Here is a 16,727-nt window from a genome sequence, read left to right on the forward strand (position 1 = left end):
TCTCATCAGCGTTGACAGCGCTCGTCTCGACGTTGACAGCGCTCGGTTCCCCACTGACAGCGCTTTCGAAAGCGCTGTCAGTGACTCTGTGAGCGCTGTCAACGTTGACGAGGGCGCTGTCAGTGTCAGCCGAGCCGCTCGATGATCGTGACGTTCGCGGTGCCACCGCCCTCGCACATCGTCTGCAGGCCGTAGCGGCCGCCGGTGCGTTCGAGTTCGTTCAGCAGCGTCGCGAACAGTTTGGCGCCGGTCGCGCCGAGCGGATGGCCGAGGGCGATGGCGCCGCCGTTCGGATTGACCTTCGCCGGGTCGGCGCCGGTCTCCTTGAGCCAGGCCAGCACCACCGACGCGAAGGCCTCGTTGATCTCGATGACGTCGATGTCGTCGATGCTCAGGCCGGTCTTCGCCAGCGCGTAGGCGGTGGCCGGGATGGGCGCCGACAGCATCATCACCGGGTCGTCGCCGCGTACCGACAGGTGATGGATGCGTGCCCGCGGGGTGAGTCCGTACTCCTTCAGTGCCTGTTCGGAGACGACGAGCGCCGCCGACGCGCCGTCGGAGATCTGTGACGCGACGGCCGCGGTGAGTCGTGACCCCTCGGCCAGCGGTGCCAGTCCGGCCATCTTCTCCAGTGAGGTCTCGCGCGGGCATTCGTCGACGACGCAGTCGCCGAGCGGCACGTTCTCCTTGTCGAAACGGCCTTCGGCGATGGCCGTCTTGGCGCGCTGATGCGACTGCAGAGCCCACGCCTCCATGTCCTCGCGGCTGATGTCCCACTTGGTCGCCATCGCGTCGGCGCCGGCGAACTGGGAGATCTCCGCATCCCCGAAACGCTCTCGCCAGCCCGCGGATTCGGCTGTGGGCGTGGTGAATCCGAACTCCTGTCCGGCGATCATGGCCTGGCTGATGGGGATGGCGCTCATGTTCTGGACGCCACCGGCGAGGACGACGTCCTGGGTGCCACTCATCACGCCCTGCGCGGCGAAGTGGATCGCCTGCTGGCTGGAACCGCACTGGCGGTCGACGGTGGTCCCCGGAATGGCCAGTGGCCCACCGGCGGCGAGCCATGCGGTGCGGGCGATGTTGCCGGCCTGCGGACCGATCGCGTCGACGCAGCCGAACACCACATCATCGACGATCATCGGGTCGATGCCGGTGCGTTCGAGGATCGCGGTGATCACATGTGCGCCGAGGTCGGCGGGATGGGTCTTGGCGAGGGCGCCATTGCGTTTGCCGACCGGGGTGCGGAGGGCGTCGACGATGTAGGCCTGTGGTGCGGACATCTGTTCTCCTGGTTCGGTTCTGGTTGCGCTCAGGCGCGCTGGCTGGAGATGGAGACCACCTCGCCGGTCAGGTACGTGGTGTAGTCGCTGGCGAGCATCGCGATGGTGGCCGCGACCTCCCATACCTCCGCGGCGCGGCCGTAGGCCTCGCGGGAGGCGAGTTCGTCGAGAAGGTCATCGCTGGTGACCTTCGCGAGGAACGGATGCTTGGCGATGGACGGGGCGACGGCGTTGATGCGTACCCCGAAGTCGGCGGCTTCGACTGCGGCACAACGGGTCAGTGCCATCACCCCGGCCTTGGCCGCGGCGTAGTGGGCCTGGCCGCGTTGGGCGCGCCACCCGAGGACGGAGGCGTTGTTGACGATCACGCCGCCGTGTTCGACGGCGCGGAAGTAGCGCAGTGCGGCGCGGGTGGCACGGAACGTTCCGTTGAGAGTGATGTCGAGGACGCGGTCCCATTGGTCGTCGGTCATGTCGGCGACCGGCGTCTCACCACCGAGTCCGGCGTTGTTGACCAGGACGTCGATCCGGCCGAGTTCGTCTGCGGCGCGGGTGATCAGCGCGTCCACCTGGTCAGTGTCGGAGACATCGCACGGCGCCTGGGCGACGGTCTGGTCGGTGAACTCACCGGCCAGTTTGTCGTGCGCCTCCGCGAGGCGACGTTCATGCCAGTCGCTGATGAGGACGTCGGCGCCCTCGAGCAACGCACGCCGAGCGGTGGCGAAGCCGATGCCGGTTCCGGCGGCCGCGGTGACAACCACCTTGCGGCCCAACAGGAGTCCGTGCCCGGGTGTCTCCGCCGGCGGATCGGCCAGTGGCGATCGGCCGGTCTGGGCGGCCTGGGTGTCGGATACCGTCATGCGCGTGCCTCCCGCGGTAGGCCGAGGACTCGCTCGGCGATGATGTTGCGCTGCACCTCATTCGACCCGCCGTAGATGGTGTCGGCGCGGGTGAACAGGAACAGTCGTTGCCATTCGTCGAGTTCGACGTGTTCGGGGTCGGTGATGTCGTTGGGTCGGCCTTCGACGGTGGCGCCGGGACCGATGAGTGACGGCGCACCGACGACGTCCATGCCGAGTGCACCGAGATCGCGATGCCAGTTGGCCCACAACAGTTTTGCCACCGACGCCGCACCCGCCTGGGACACGACGTCACCATCGAGGGTGCGCTGCGCGTGGGCCCGCATCACTTTCAGGCCGATGTCGGCGCGGACCAGTCGGGTGGCGATCTCCGGATTGTCGATGGCGCCGTTGGTGCGGGCGATTTCGGTGATGGACTCGAGTTCGCGGGCGAAGCCCACCTGTTGACCGAGCGTGGACACGCCGCGTTCGAACTGCAGCAGCCCCATCGCGACCGACCAGCCCTGGCCGGGCTCGCCGACGATGAGATCGGCGTCGGTGACGGCGTCGTCGAAGAACACCTCGTTGAATTCCGATGTGCCGGTCAGCTGTTGGATGGGTCGGACCGTGATTCCCGGTTGGTCGAGCGGGACCAGCAGGAAGCTCAGTCCGTGGTGTCGACTGGAGCCGGGTTCGCTGCGCGCGATGACGAAGACCCACTGCGCGACGTGGGCGAGGGAGGTCCAGATCTTCTGGCCGTTGAGATGCCAGCGGCCGTCGTCGCCGAGTCGCGCCGACGTCGACACGCCCGCGAGGTCCGATCCGGCGCCCGGCTCGGAGTATCCCTGCGCCCAGAGTTCGGTGACGTCGACGATGCCCGGCAGGAGACGCCGCTTCTGCTCGGGCGTTCCGTATTCGATGAGTGTCGGGCCGAGGAGTTCCTCGCCGAGGTGATTGACGCGGGCGGGCGCGTTGGCTCGGGCGTACTCCCGATGGAAGATGATCCGCTGCTCGAGGGTGGCGCCGCGACCGCCGTGGCGGGTCGGCCAGCCCAGGCAGGTCCAGCCGGCGCGAGCGAGGTGTCGGTCCCATTCGAGTCGCTCTGCGAAGAACTCGTGCTCGCTGCCCGGCCCGCCGCGGCCCCGGAGGTCGGCGAAGTCGCCGACGAGGTTCTCGGTCAGCCAGTCGCGGACCGCCTCGGCGAAGATCCTGGTGGCGTCGGGCGTCTGAGCTGCCCATTCGCCCAGATCCAGAGATCTGTCGGCCAGATTGATCGAGGTCATGATCGCTAGCATAGCCCACCAAGCAAGTGCTAGGTTGGGACGATGGAGAGCGTCTCGACGACCCCCGCCGCGCTGACGCGGGCCGCCACGTCGTGGCCGGATCGTCCGGCCCTGGTCGATACCCAGTGGAGCACGCCCGTCGAGCTCACGTGGGCACAATTGCGGGAGCGGGTCATCGACGTCGCCGCCGCGCTGATCGCGTCGGGCATCCGGCCGGGCGATCGGGTGGCACTGTGGTCACCCAACAGTCATCACTGGCCGGTCGCCGCACTCGGCGTCCATCACGCGGGCGCGGTGCTGGTTCCGTTGAACACGCGCTATACCGCGAGCGAGGCCATCGACGTCATCGAACGGTCCGACGCTCGGGCGGTGTTCGTGTCAGGCGAGTTCCTCGGGTCGGATCATGCCGCGGACCTGATCCGGGATCACGCCGCAGCGCTTCCCCAGGTGGTCGTGCGGATTCCGCTCTCGGCCGGCGCTGAACCCCTCGACGGAGTTGCGGACTGGGACGCCTTCCTGGCCCGCACCACCGACGAGACCCGGGCGGAGGCACGACGCCGAGCCGAAGCGGTTGCGCCCGACGACATCTCCGACATTCTGTTCACCTCGGGCACCACCGGAAAGTCGAAAGGTGTTCTGGCCGAACATCAGCAGACTCTCGCCGGCTCACATGCCTGGGGCGCCAACGGCCGACTCTCCCCCGATGACCGCTATCTGATGGTCAACCCGTACTTCCACACCTTCGGTTACAAGGCCGGCATCCTGCCGTGCACCCTGTTCGGCACCACCATGTATCCGCTGGCCGTCTACTTACCGAGTGAGGCGATGAAACAGGTTGCTGCCCAGCGCATCACCGTGTTCCCCGGGGCACCGACGATCTTCCAGACCATCCTCGACGATCCGGCCCGCGACGGCCTCGACCTCTCATCGCTGCGGCTGGTGGTGACCGGCGCGGCCATCGTGCCGGTCGTCCTGATCGAACGGATCCAGGCCGATCTCGGCGTCGACACCGTCATCACCGCGTACGGCCTGACCGAGGCCAGTGGATTCGTCTCGACCTGCACCCCCGATGACGACGACGAGACCGTCGCCAACACCTGCGGCCGGGCGTTTGCGGGGATGGAGATCGCACTGTCGGATAAGGGCGAGGTCCTCGCCCGCGGGAAGATGGTGATGCGCGGCTACCTCGACAACGAGCAGGCCACCGCGGAGACCGTCGACGCCGACGGCTGGTTGCACACCGGCGACATCGGCACCATCGATGAGCGCGGCAACCTCAAGATCACCGACCGCCTGAAGGACATGTACATCTGCGGCGGCTTCAACGTCTATCCCGCCGAGATCGAGCAGACCCTCGCCCGACTCGACGGGGTGACCGAATCCGCGGTGATCGGGGTGCCCGACGAACGTCTCGGTGAGGTGGGGCGGGCCTATCTCACCGTCCGCGATGACGCCGACCTCGACGAGGACGGTGTGATCGCTTATGCGCGTGAGTATCTCGCGAACTTCAAGGTGCCGCGCTCGGTGGTGTTCGTCGACGCGTTCCCGCGCAACGCCGCGGGGAAGATCCTCAAACGGGAGTTGGCGTGAGCGGCTGAAAGTGGGGGAAGAACGTTCCTCCCCCGGAAATCGTCTCGTCGGCACGAAACTGCTGGGGAAGGAAGCAACAGGTGGGGGAAGAAGATTCTTCCCCCACTTTTGGCATGTCGAGCAGCGAGGCGTTGCTCGACGCAGTCGGTCTTGATCCCTTATGCCCGTGCGTATCTCGCATGCCTCACACTGGAGTTGGTGCCAGCGCGGTGCCGACGAGGAATGCCCACAAACGTCTCCGTGAGGCGAGCTCACCGGCTATTTCCAGTGAGAACCGCTGACGGGGACGACTTCAGTCATCCGCCGTGGAGCCCGGCATACCGGTCGAGTTCGGCGACCAGCGCAGCCCGCTGATCGGGCGAGAACTGCTCGCCCGCGCCCATGTCACCGACCTGGTCGTCATAGCACCGCAGGAACGTCACGCGGAGATCGCCGGCCGACGGACCGTCACCACCCCACGGCCGAACGGGCGTACGTGCCATCACCTCGTTGAGCGGGGCTAGGGCGGCGAACGCTTCGTCGAAGGTCTCGTCGATCGACGGCGACTCCAGGAACTCGGCGATCGGCTCGGTCAGCTGATCCACCACGTCACCGACGAAGTCGAGCGCCTTGTCGTTGCCGAACGGTCCAGCAGCCCACGTCCCCATGAGTAGCGACGCTACCAATGAGCGTTGGCCGAGCCCTTACGCGTCATCTAGCCGACCTCCCCCACCTGTGATGTGCTTGACGCGTGACTTCCGCGCGGACCCGTGAGACCCAGAGCACCGACCTGCTGGCCCAGACCGGTGCCCTCGACCCCGCTGCGCCCACCACCCGTATCGACACGCACGGCGCGACCATCCTGCTCAACGGCGATCGCGCATGGAAGCTCAAGCGGCCGGTTCGGTTGCGCTACTTCGACTTCTCCACCTCCGACCTGCGACACGACGCCCTCGCCGCCGAACTCGACCTCAATCGCCGCACCGCTCCCGACATCTACCTCGGACTGCACGCACTGCGGCGCGCCGACGACGGATCGGCGTCACTGGATGGGCCCGGTGAGACCGTCGACTGGGTTCTCGAGATGACGCGTTTCGCCGACGATGCCCTGCTCAGCCGGCAGGCCGACGCCGGAGCCCTCGATGACCGCCTGCTGCAGAACCTCGCCGCACGCGTCGTCGACATGCACCGCGACGCACAGGTGTCCGACGATCCGCACGGCGCAACCCGATTGCAGGAGGTCGTCGACGGAAATCTGGCGAGTATGTCGGTGTTCCCCGAGATCCTGGAACCCGCACTGGCACAACAACTCACCGACCGTTTGACCGCCATGATCGCCGCGCACGCCGACCTGATGGACGCTCGCGCACGGGCCGGGCGCGTCCGGCACGGGCATGGTGATCTGCATCTGGGCAACATCGCCGTCGTCGACGGCGAGCCAATTCCGTTCGACTGCCTGGAATTCGACGCCGAGATGGCCACCACCGACGTGCTCTACGACATCGGCTTCCTGGTGATGGATCTGTGGGCCCGCGGGTTACGGCATGAGGCCAACGTCGTCATCAACGCCTACCTCGATCTCTCCGCCGACGATGAGGACGGCTTCGCACTGCTGCCGCTGATCCTCGGTGTGCGGGCGACGGTCCGTGCACATGTCGCCGCCGCCGAGGGTGCCGCCGATCGGGCCAACTCGTATCTTGCTCTGGCGCTGGGCTTTACCGAACCCGTCGCACCGCGGCTCGTCGCGATCGGCGGCGGGTCGGGTACCGGGAAGTCGACGGTGGCGCGGGCCGTCGGCGGTGATCTCGCACCGGCCCCGGGTGCGCGGATTCTGCGCACCGACGTGCTCCGCAAACGGCTCGCCGGGGTGGCCGTCGACGAGCCGCTGCCCCGCTCGGCCTACACCGACGAGGCGCGGGCCGGCGTCTACACCGAGGTGTTTCGGCTGGCGGGCCTTGACCTCGCGAACGGGATGAGCGTCATCGCCGACGCGGTGTTCGGGCGGCGCACGCAATCCGAGGCGATCGCCGATGTGGCCGAGCACGCGGGCTGCGTATTCACCGGAGTATGGCTGGAACTCCCCGAGAGCGAACGTATCTCACGCATCGAGCATCGCGGTCCGGATGCATCCGACGCCACTGCCGACGTGGCGCGGCGACAAACCCGGACCTTGGAAACACCGGACGAGCGGTGGCACCGCGTCGGCGATTCGGTCGACGCGGTACGCGACGTATTTGCGTCGCGGTGAACGGATGTGACACAACTGACTGGTGGGTCGGGGTAACGAACAAGCAGAGGCGGGACAGGCACAGCCGGGAAAGGCAGATTCGATCGGGACGTTGCGCTCGATCGCGATCGCGATCGGGTCGGTGTTCGGGATCGTCTTCGGCATCATGATGCTTGCCGACCCCGATGAGTGCGCCGGCACCTCGATGGGCGCCGGCGACCGGTGTGTTTCGCAGGGCCGCAACAGCCCTGACCTTCTCCTGACCCCGACGACGGTCACGCTGCCCGCTGTCCCGTCACCAACGCTGCCGGACGAGTTGTCCTTCGAGGCACCCGACGGCTACGCGGCCGACCGCGAGACCATCGGCCCGGATGACCCGGTCGTGATGACTCCGACGCGGGGTCGTACCCGCACCGAGCACATCATCCAGACCGCCGGGATCGGGTTGCTGGCACTGCTTTTCGGCATCGGCGGGACGGTGTTCACCGCCCGTCGGCTGCTGAGCAGGTTCTGAACCGCTCTCGCAGGCTCAGTCCCGCAGCGGCTTCACCAACGGGAACAGGATGGTCTCGCGAATGCCGAGACCGGTGAGCGCCATCAGCAGCCGGTCGATGCCCATGCCGGTGCCGGCGGTCGGCGGCATGCCGTATTCCATTGCGGCCAAGAACTCTTCGTCGAGGACCATCGCCTCGTCGTCGCCGGCTGCGGCGAGGCGCGCCTGGTCGACGAAACGTTCCCGCTGGATGATCGGGTCGACGAGTTCGGAGTAGCCGGTGGCCAATTCGAAGCCGCGGACGTAGAGATCCCACTTCTCCACCACGCCGGGGATGCTGCGGTGGGCGCGCACCAGCGGTGACGTCTCGACCGGGAAGTCGCGCACGAAGACGGGCTGCGAAAGGTGTTGGCCCACCATGTGTTCCCACAGTTCTTCAACGAGCTTGCCGTGCCCGTAGCCCTTGTCCTTGGGGATCTCCAGGCCGACACGGGCGGCGATCGCCAGCAGTTCGTCGACGCTGGTGCCGCCGGAGTCACTCATCGGCACGATCTGTTCGCCGAGGGCTTCCGACAGGGACGGGTACATCGACAGCGGCGTCCACTCACCGGACAGGTCGTATACCGAGCCGTCGGGCATCGTCGGGGTGAGCGTGCCGAGCGCGCCCTGCGCCACTTCCTGCACGAGTTCGCGGGTCATCACCGCGGCGTCGTCGTAGGTGCCGTAGGCCTGATAGGTCTCCAGCATCGCGAATTCCGGCGAGTGGGTGGAGTCGGCGCCCTCGTTGCGGAAGTTGCGGTTGATCTCGAAGACCCGCTCGATTCCGCCGACGATGCAGCGCTTGAGGAACAGTTCCGGCGCGATCCGCAGGAACAGGTCGATGTCGAAGGCGTTGGAGCGCGTGGTGAACGGGCGCGCCGCGGCACCGCCGTGCAGGGTCTGCAGCATCGGGGTCTCGACCTCGAGGAAGTCACGGCGGTCGAGGGCCTTGCGCAGTTCGGAGATCACCGCGATGCGGGTGCGGGCGATCTGCCGGGCCTCGGGACGCATGATGAGGTCGACGTAGCGTTGCCGGACGCGGGTCTCCTCGTTCATGTCCTTGTGCGCGACCGGCAGCGGACGCAGCGCCTTGGAGGCCATCTCCCAGGAGTCGGCCATCACCGACAGCTCGCCGGTGCGGGAGCTGATCACCTCGCCGTGGACGAAGACGATGTCCCCGAGATCTGTTTCGGCCTTCCATCGGGCCAGGGAATCCTCGCCGACACCGTTGAAGGAGATCATCGCCTGCAGCTGCGTCCCATCGCCCTCCTGCAGCGTCGCGAAGCACAGCTTGCCCTTGTTGCGGAGGAAGATGATGCGCCCGGCGACGCCGACGATCTCACCGGTTTCGGTGCCGGCCTCCAGGTCGGGGTACGTCGCGCGGATCTCGGCGAGGCTGTGGGTGCGCGGAATCGACACCGGGTAGGCGTCGCGTCCTTCTCCGAGAATCCGCTCCCGCTTCTCCCGGCGGATACGCAGCTGCTCGGGAGTCTGCTCGTCGGCCGACGAGGCGGGGGCCTGGGATGTCTGGGCGTCACTCACGCACGTGAGGGTATTCGGTGGTCGGGGCGTCGGCCAAGTTGCGTCGCGTGGGTCACCCGCGGGTCAGTGGGCGGAGAAGACGTCGAGCTCACCCTGGTTGATCTGCCCGTTGATCCCGGCGCGACGCAGACCGCGATATCCGCCGATCACGAACACCGCTCCGGGGACGCCGCGCGCCTGCAGATGCCAGGCCAGCCACTCGGCTTCGTGGCCGTCGTCGGAGACGAGAATCCAACGGGCATCACCGGCGGCGATACGCAGGGCGGACGGCGAACCCGGGGTGAGCAGGTCGATCGCCTCGGCGGCGTCGACGGCGATCGCACCGAGCAGCGCGCCGTCGGCCTGGCGTTTGCGCTGACTGCGCACGTCAATGGGGGTGGCGCCGGCGGCGAGAGCGTCGCGGTAGTCGGCGATGCGCAGCGACAGCGGAGCGCTGGGGGCGGGAGCAGAAACAGGTGCGAGAAGCTGGACCGATGCGGTCATGGGAGGAAACCTCGAAAGTGATCGAAACGAGCGGGAGGGTTGGCGAGGGGGCCACCGCTGTGTCGTGAAAAAACGACGACGCGGGCTCAGCCCTGACAACACTCCTGACAGCTCTTGATCACGGCGACAAGTCTGCCACAGTTGCGGCGGCGTGACCAGAGGCGATGGGGTTTCTTGCTCGGGGTGGGTGAAAGTCGCGCCGGGGAGCTGTCGCTCGGCGTTCCCGTGAATGACGTCGCGCGGTGGTCCCTCGCCGGTCCGATATGGTGCGGGGCGATGAGTGAGCGCATGTTCGTGGGGGCGTCCACGCTCGAGGCCGACCGACTGGCGCTGGCCCTCGCACCGGCCCGGGTTCCCGGCGGCCTCGACACCGATCCGAGCTTCTTCCACGGATTCGCCACCCATCCGGTCGTGGTCGCCCAGGGACTGCTGGCCCTCGCCGACGTCACCGGCACCCGCTACTTCCAGTTCACCCCGGCCAGTCAGCGCGATCCGGTCCTCACCGCGAATCGCGACCGGCTGCGCGCCGAGGTGTTCTCCGCGTGCAATGGGGTGTACGCCCGACTCGACGTCCTGGGCTCGGGGCTCGACGGTGGCGAGATCGGCACCGGCACCACCAACGTCGATATCAACCTGCCGACCCGCACCGCCCTGGGCCGTGTACGGCGCACCGACCTCCTGCACCTCGACGTCGGTTCGGGCGGGCTACGCGCGTCGACGATGGCGGCCACGGCCGTCGAACGTCCGGTGGACATGCCCGATCGGTGGGTCCGCGCCCTGGGCAACGCCGCTCACCTTCATCACGGTGCGCGGCCGGTGTTCACCCTCGACCGCACCCGCGCACGACGGTTCATCGCAACGCTGCCGCATGCGACGGCGAAAGCCGAACGGGGATGGGTGGTCGCCGATCGTACCGGCGCCCGCGTGAGTCGTCGGGAGGTGCCCGACGGCGTCTTCGTGCACGGAATGAACCGGCTCGATGTGTTGCGGCGCATGATGATTCATGTCGATGGGCTGACGGCGTATCGGGCGATCGTCGGTGACGGGGGTGACGGTGCACCCTCGGTGTTCGAGGTGACGTTGCCCGGAGCGCGGCTCACGATCGGGCTGACCAGTGAGCCGTGGCGCGGGTTTTCCGGTGAGGGATCGTTGCTGGCGGCATTAGCCGGCGATCAGGTACTCGACGATGCCGCAATGCTTTCCGTCCTGCTGGCCTTCGATCCGGTCATCGACGTCGCCCGCCTGGCACGCGAGGCCGATATCGATGCCGATCGCGCAGCAGGTGCGCTCGCCGTTCTCGCCGCCTCAGGGCGTGTCGGTTGGGATGCCCACGAGGACAGGTGGTTTCATCGTGAACTGCCCGACGATCCGAACCGAATCGAGCGCGACAATCCGCGGTTGCGGGCGGCGCGGAAGCTCGTCGCCGAGCATGCGGTCACCCACGAGCACGACGATCTGTGGACAGTGTCCGAGTACCGGGTCCACCTGAATCCCGCTGTCGCGCAGGCTCGGTGCACCTGTACCTGGTATCTGCGTCACGGCGGTGATCGCGGTCCGTGCAAACATGTGCTCGCCGCGCGGATCGCCGCCGGAATGCGCCCCGATGACCCGATGCAAGGAGGCCGGCCATGACCGCCCAATCCCGTGAGGACGCGGTCTCGATCTTCACCGAACTCGGTTGGCCCGACCTGCCGTACGACCGGCTGGCCACCGCCGACATCGGCACCGACGATCAGCGGCGCCGCGCTCGCGACGGCCTGGCGACCGGGCCGCTGCAGGTGTACGACCAGGACGACTCCGGAGTGTGGACCTGGATCAGCAAGGTGGGCCATGCCGACCTGAACCGCCTCTCGATCTTCGCCATCCGGGTGGGGGTCGACGCCCGGCGGGCCGCGTCCATCGTGCCGTTCGAGGTGCCGCGCGCCGCACTGCTCCAGGTGATCTCCGACCGCGGGACGGCCTTCGCGACACAATTCATCGGCCGGGTCTGCACGAGCTCACGGCGCGCCATGACGCATCAGCCGACCGTGTTCGCGGACGTGGCCTTGCGGCTGGTCCTCGATCTCGAGCTTCCGGTGCCGGACAACGTCGATTACCTGATCGATTGGGCCGCCTACGCCGACGCGGCGCTGCACCGCAGTACCGCGGAGTTCACCCGATCCGGCCCCACGCTCGTCACCGCCGATCACATCGTCGCCCGCTTCGCCGAACACGCCCGCGCGGCGGTGGCAGTCGGCGCACCGATGACGGGACCTTTGCGTCCTGCTCTCGCGGCCGGGGTCTCGCGCGGGCTGATCGACCGGGACGAGATGCTCGATCTGGCCGTCGTCGGTCTCGATGCCGCGCGCCGCCCCGGTGATCGCGCGGCGTGGGCACAGTTCCTCACCACCGAACTCGCGATGAGCGACAGCGAGATCGCCGACCGCGCCGAGCAGTGGATACCGGCTTTGGCGACCGGGACACCGGAGATCATCGAGCGACTCGGACTGCCGCTGTTCACCAGTGGGCCCGACGAACTACTCGCCGACCTCGTGGCCGTCACCGTGCCCGGCGTGAAGGCACGTCGTCTGCGCACCCTGATCTTCGACGCCCTCGCGGGCCGATCACGACCCGACGACGCCACGGTCGCGGAGGTGTCGGCAGCACTGGCCGAGGTGGCCACGTCGTCGGCCGACGTGAAATCCCTTGCGGCGCTGACACAGGCCTGGGAGATGTCGGTCGACGTCGCCGACGCTCCGTCCGACGTCGTTGCGTGGTCCCCGACACCCGAGGTGTGGACGGTCCCCCGCTTCGATGCCGGCGCCGCGACGCCGGATCGTCTGACCGAATCGATACGTCCACTGATGGATTCGGCCGAGCACGATTTCGCCTCAGTTGAACTGGAAAGGTTCTTGGCGTTGGCGGTCACCTGCGCAAGCGACGACCTCGAGGCAACGCGCACCGCGGTTCGCGGGGTGCGGGACTCGGAACGCCTCGGACTGGCGTGGATCAGCGAGTGGCGACAGGGGCAACTGCCGCGAAAGGCCTACCAGCCCTACGGCTTCACCCAGGCCCGCGACTACGCGGTGGTGTGCCGGCTCGGCGAGATTCCGTGCGTGCTGTCGCAGCCGAGTTGGGATGATCTCCGCATCGATGCGGCCGATCTGCTGAGCCGGATGACCAGCTATGCACTGCATGATGTTTCGGCGTCCGAGGAAGACCTGGCATTGGCACTGACTCGCCTGGATCTTGCAACGGTGACCTCGGAGCTCTCGACCGACCTGCGGGCGAGCGGTGTTGCTGTCGTCGACCATCGCGGGAAACAGAACTCGCGGTCTGCGGGCGAGATCGTCGGTGCGTACGTCGACGAGCCGATCCCCGAGCCCGCGATGGTGATGCAGCAGGGCCGGTGGCATCCGGGCAATGTGCATGTGCCGGCCGCGTTGACCGATCTCTATGGGCGCTTCGGCGATCGATACAGCTATTCACGGAAGTTCTGGGAGTTTCCGACATGGGGCGACGCGGCTATGGGTTCGGTCGGCTGGGACTACGAGGCCGACCCCGGTCAAGGTGAGATCCTGCGTCAGCTTGCCCGTCGTGGTTCGCCTCTACCACCGGGCGCATCCATCAACATGCTTGGCGCACAACGTGATCCGCATCCGCGCGCTGCGGCCGATGCCCACCAGGCGGTGCTCGATGCGTTCGCGCGGGGACTCCTCCGGCCCGGTGTGGCCGAGGTCCGATTCCTGGACTCGTTCGAGACGCCGCAGAACGTGGCCGCATTCGCACGAGCCCTGAAGGAACTCGCCGACGACGGCCTCCTCAGTGTCGTGTGGCCGATCCTCGACGATCTCGCCGCAGTGGCCGCCGAAGCGACACGAGTGTTCAGTGGAACCGACGTCGTCGTCGACACCCTCGCCGCGCTGCTGCCGTCGGTGCGCGTCGCTGTCGCGGGCGGTACCGCCCCCGCCGATTCTCTCGCACTGCCGGGAGTGCGGAAGTTGGCCGTTCGCAAAGGTTCCGGGGTCGCGGTCGCCGCGGCTCGAACGGTCGTCGGGACGCTGCCGGAGATGATCACCTCGCCGCGACCGCCAGAGCCCGCGGCACCCGCATCGCGATTCGGCAGTTATACCGTCGACGACGTGTGGTCACCCGATATCGCGCCACCGGCCGCCATCGACGACGGCGCGACCATCACGGTGGTGTGGGAGGAAGGCGCCACCACCACCCGGCGGGCCATGAAGGTGTTGCTGACGTATCCGCAGTTTCCCGGAAGCACCTTCCGGATGCCGACCACCTGGCTCTACCCGCTGCAGCACGAGGGACAGGCATCCGGTGTGGAGCACCCGATCGCCGAGGCAACGGCTCGCTCGGCGTGGCTGCACTGGGATGCCGATTCCGAGCGAATCATAGTGTCCCGCTGGCGTGATCGAGAGTCCAAGACCGACTCACCGCCGACGAAGTCGAGTCCGCCACCGCCACTGACGGTGTCGATGGTGGCGATTGCACTGAGTCACCTGTGCAATTCATACGCCGACACCTACGCGGTGTGGTGGATGATCAACTTCGGTCGCTTTGGCGCGGATTCGGTTCGGTTGGCCATGCGCTCGATGCTCACCTCACCCGATGTGAGCCCGGCGAAGATCGCCAAGGTCATCGACAAGTCGCCGGATACCTTGCATACGCTGTGGCCGGTCCTCACCGAATCGGTGCGCGCAGCCGGCGCCATGGATGGTCCGACGCCACGATGGCTGAACGGGATTCTCGACGTATCTCTCGGCGTGGCATCACTTCTCGCCGAGGCCCACCGACGCGGCCTGGCACCGATCGAAACGGTGACGTGGCCAGGACTCGACGCGATCGCCGAACGGAAGGGCCGGTCCGCGGCATTGGTCAAGGCGCGTCAGCTGCGCGACCTCCGGGATCGCGAGAGTGGTCTCGGCTGAGCGCGATTCCCCGCTACACGGTACGTCGCTGATCGAGTTGACCACCCGCAAGTCGAGCACTCATCCGCGGGTCGAGCGTCCCATCCCGTTGGTCGAGGCGCCTCGGGCGAGCTTGCGCACCCGTGGCGTGTCCGCCGGGCCGAGCTTGCCGAGGTCGTTTCGACGGAGCTCAACGCAAGGAGACCACGCAACCCGATGCCGAGAACCTATTGCAGCACAGCACCACCCACCCGCCGGTCGAGCCGCCTCGTGCGAGCTTGCGAGCCCGTGGCGTGTCGAGACCACGCAACACGACGCTGGAACCCGATCACAGCACAGCACCACCCACCCGCCGGTCGAGCCGCCTCGTGCGAGCTTGCGAGCCCGTGGCGTGTCGAGACCACGCAACATGGAGCTGGAAAACGGTTGCAGCGCAGCACCACCCGACGGTAGGGACCTACCGCGGATAGGTGGTGATGGTCTCGCCGGTGACCGGGTCGCGCCAGATGACCGCCCGATCGGACAACATGGTGGGAAGCAACAACCCCATGTGCTTCCTTTGGTGATCCGGGGTGCACAACGGCATGAGGTTGAATTCCACAGTCCAGCCGCCGGTTATCGGATCCTGGTGCACGAATTTCACCAGGTGATCGATCTGACATTCACTGGCCGGACGTCCGCAATGCGGGTACCGGCAGGTGCCATCCAACTCGATGATCTTCTCCCGCAACCACCCCGGTATCCGATACGTCAACGCACCCGAGGGTGGGAGAAGATACCCGCCATGACCAGACGGGTCAATCGGTGCCGCGGGGAACGGATCGTCGAGGCGTCGCCACGCCGCCGGTATCCGATCCAGCGAGGTGGCAGTGTTGATGGTGGGTATGTCCAGGGTCGGAAACTCGCTGACGGTGACGAGCTGTCCCGAACTGATCAGTGCTCTGGCGTGGGAGTCGTCCACCACGCCGAAGTACTCCAACCGGGCCTCCCGCTGCCCGGACGGATCGGTGATCAACGACAGCGACAACTGCGAATCGGTGTCGGTGTCGGGTTGCGCCTCGACGGTATCCGTTGCCGCACAGCCAGCGTCGTCGGTGATCATCTCGGCATCGACGGTCACGTCGGCGGCGACGTCAGCGCCCGACTGGGGATCGTCGGCCGCCTCGGGTTCAGTGATCTCGTCAGCCCCACCGCACTCAGCATCGACATCGTCGGACAGATCAGTCGCGTCGTAGTCGACATCGATGTCGAGGTCGGACAGGCCACTGGGCTCCTCCGGCAACGGCACCGCCCGCGAGCAGTCACCCCGACCACACTCACACGACAGGTACGCGCCCGGCAGGCCCTGGATCTCGGCGAACGCCGCGACCTGTACCTGACCCTGACGACGCGGATCACGCGAGCAGATCCGCTCGCTGATCATCTTCGCGATCCGCGCCGCCAGATGCGCACCCATCTCGCCCGGGGCGTAGACGGAGATACTGCAGTGCCCGTTGGTATCCCGACGCACCCGCACATTCTGATCACGTGCGGCCGCTTCCTCACGACGGTCCGCGGCACCGTCGGGATCCAGCGCGATCACCATCTCGACGACCTGATCCCGCAATGTCGTATCAGCCTGATTACGTTCGGCCAGTTGCAGCGCACGGGTTTCGGCGAACGCACGCACATCGTCGTCGGACAGGACGCGATCTCGTCGGCGATGATGCGGATACGTTCCAGGGAGTGGTCACCGTCCAGGAACGCCGCGGTGACCGTCGGGAGCGTTGAGAGTAGGAAGCTGAGCGTCATCCACGCGGTGGCTTGCGGCACCGACACTCCGAGGGTGGTGGATACCTTGCCGGTGGCGGACTTGTCGACGGCGCCGGTGGTGTGAACGTTGGTCATGTGACCCGAGAGCAGCATCTCGTCGTACACGGCGTGCCCGATCCGCGCCGCCGACAAGGGTAAGTCCCCTGGAGTGGTGGGGTTTCGGGCCTGACGTCAGCCACGGCAGGACGCCCTGTTGCGGCGTGTCGTGACGGCTGGAGGTGGGCCATCGCGTAGTGGTCAATGAGTTACCTAC

13 protein-coding genes are annotated in these 16,727 nt (G+C 67.2%); 5 read left to right on the plus strand and 8 right to left on the minus strand.

Annotated features, from left to right (window positions below):
* Window positions 1-125: 125 nt before the first annotated feature.
* From ABLE94_RS24080 to ABLE94_RS24090, 3 genes are read right to left on the minus strand one after another with little or no spacing between them, the layout of a single operon-like run.
* Window positions 126-1,283 carry an acetyl-CoA C-acetyltransferase gene (locus tag ABLE94_RS24080; protein ID WP_348810110.1) on the minus strand — a complete coding sequence of 386 codons (1,158 nt, stop codon included), beginning with the start codon at window positions 1,281-1,283 and terminating at the stop codon, window positions 126-128.
* Window positions 1,284-1,312: 29 nt separating this feature from the next.
* The gene (locus ABLE94_RS24085; RefSeq protein ID WP_348810111.1) at window positions 1,313-2,143 is read right to left on the minus strand and encodes an SDR family oxidoreductase; all 831 of its coding nucleotides are present in this window, start codon (window positions 2,141-2,143) and stop codon (window positions 1,313-1,315) included.
* Entirely contained in the window at window positions 2,140-3,405 is a 1,266-nt protein-coding gene (locus ABLE94_RS24090; RefSeq protein ID WP_348810112.1) for an acyl-CoA dehydrogenase family protein, read from the minus strand. The genes ABLE94_RS24085 and ABLE94_RS24090 overlap by 4 nt, the downstream gene beginning before the upstream one ends.
* Before the next feature lie 42 nt (window positions 3,406-3,447).
* Between ABLE94_RS24090 and ABLE94_RS24095 the strand changes: the two genes are divergently transcribed.
* The gene (locus tag ABLE94_RS24095) at window positions 3,448-4,995 is read left to right on the plus strand and encodes a FadD3 family acyl-CoA ligase (RefSeq protein WP_348810113.1); all 1,548 of its coding nucleotides are present in this window, start codon (window positions 3,448-3,450) and stop codon (window positions 4,993-4,995) included.
* 296 nt (window positions 4,996-5,291) lie between these two features.
* Here ABLE94_RS24095 and ABLE94_RS24100 read toward each other — a convergent pair whose 3' ends face one another.
* A complete protein-coding gene (locus ABLE94_RS24100; protein WP_348810114.1) occupies window positions 5,292-5,642 on the minus strand; it encodes a DUF4259 domain-containing protein in 351 nt (116 codons plus the stop codon).
* Between the two features lie 83 nt (window positions 5,643-5,725).
* Between ABLE94_RS24100 and ABLE94_RS24105 the strand changes: the two genes are divergently transcribed.
* Entirely contained in the window at window positions 5,726-7,222 is a 1,497-nt protein-coding gene (locus ABLE94_RS24105; RefSeq protein WP_348810115.1) for a bifunctional aminoglycoside phosphotransferase/ATP-binding protein, read from the plus strand.
* A gap of 22 nt (window positions 7,223-7,244) precedes the next feature.
* Complete coding sequence (locus ABLE94_RS24110; RefSeq protein ID WP_348806559.1) at window positions 7,245-7,715, plus strand: hypothetical protein; 471 nt, start codon at window positions 7,245-7,247, stop codon at window positions 7,713-7,715.
* 15 nt (window positions 7,716-7,730) lie between these two features.
* Here ABLE94_RS24110 and lysS read toward each other — a convergent pair whose 3' ends face one another.
* The gene (lysS, locus tag ABLE94_RS24115) at window positions 7,731-9,275 is read right to left on the minus strand and encodes a lysine--tRNA ligase (RefSeq protein ID WP_348810116.1); all 1,545 of its coding nucleotides are present in this window, start codon (window positions 9,273-9,275) and stop codon (window positions 7,731-7,733) included.
* 63 nt (window positions 9,276-9,338) lie between these two features.
* Entirely contained in the window at window positions 9,339-9,758 is a 420-nt protein-coding gene (locus ABLE94_RS24120) for a rhodanese-like domain-containing protein (protein ID WP_348806557.1), read from the minus strand.
* A 276-nt stretch (window positions 9,759-10,034) separates the two neighbouring features.
* On the opposite strand from ABLE94_RS24120, the gene ABLE94_RS24125 reads away from it, so the two are divergent.
* Together ABLE94_RS24125 and ABLE94_RS24130 are read left to right on the plus strand one after the other, a co-directional pair.
* Window positions 10,035-11,390 carry an SWIM zinc finger family protein gene (locus ABLE94_RS24125; RefSeq protein WP_348806556.1) on the plus strand — a complete coding sequence of 452 codons (1,356 nt, stop codon included), beginning with the start codon at window positions 10,035-10,037 and terminating at the stop codon, window positions 11,388-11,390.
* A complete protein-coding gene (locus tag ABLE94_RS24130; RefSeq protein WP_348810117.1) occupies window positions 11,387-14,683 on the plus strand; it encodes a hypothetical protein in 3,297 nt (1,098 codons plus the stop codon). The genes ABLE94_RS24125 and ABLE94_RS24130 overlap by 4 nt, the downstream gene beginning before the upstream one ends.
* Before the next feature lie 436 nt (window positions 14,684-15,119).
* Here the strand turns inward: ABLE94_RS24130 and ABLE94_RS24135 are convergent, their stop codons facing one another.
* Together ABLE94_RS24135 and ABLE94_RS24140 are read right to left on the minus strand one after the other, a co-directional pair.
* Entirely contained in the window at window positions 15,120-16,331 is a 1,212-nt protein-coding gene (locus ABLE94_RS24135; protein ID WP_348810118.1) for an HNH endonuclease signature motif containing protein, read from the minus strand.
* Complete coding sequence (locus ABLE94_RS24140) at window positions 16,241-16,606, minus strand: hypothetical protein (RefSeq protein ID WP_348810119.1); 366 nt, start codon at window positions 16,604-16,606, stop codon at window positions 16,241-16,243. Before ABLE94_RS24140 ends, ABLE94_RS24135 begins: the two co-directional genes overlap by 91 nt.
* Window positions 16,607-16,727: the final 121 nt, after the last annotated feature.

Origin of the sequence: Gordonia sp. VNK1 (genome assembly GCF_040049135.1) — a bacterium.
In the GTDB taxonomy this organism is placed as follows: Bacteria; Actinomycetota; Actinomycetes; order Mycobacteriales; family Mycobacteriaceae; genus Gordonia; species Gordonia oleivorans.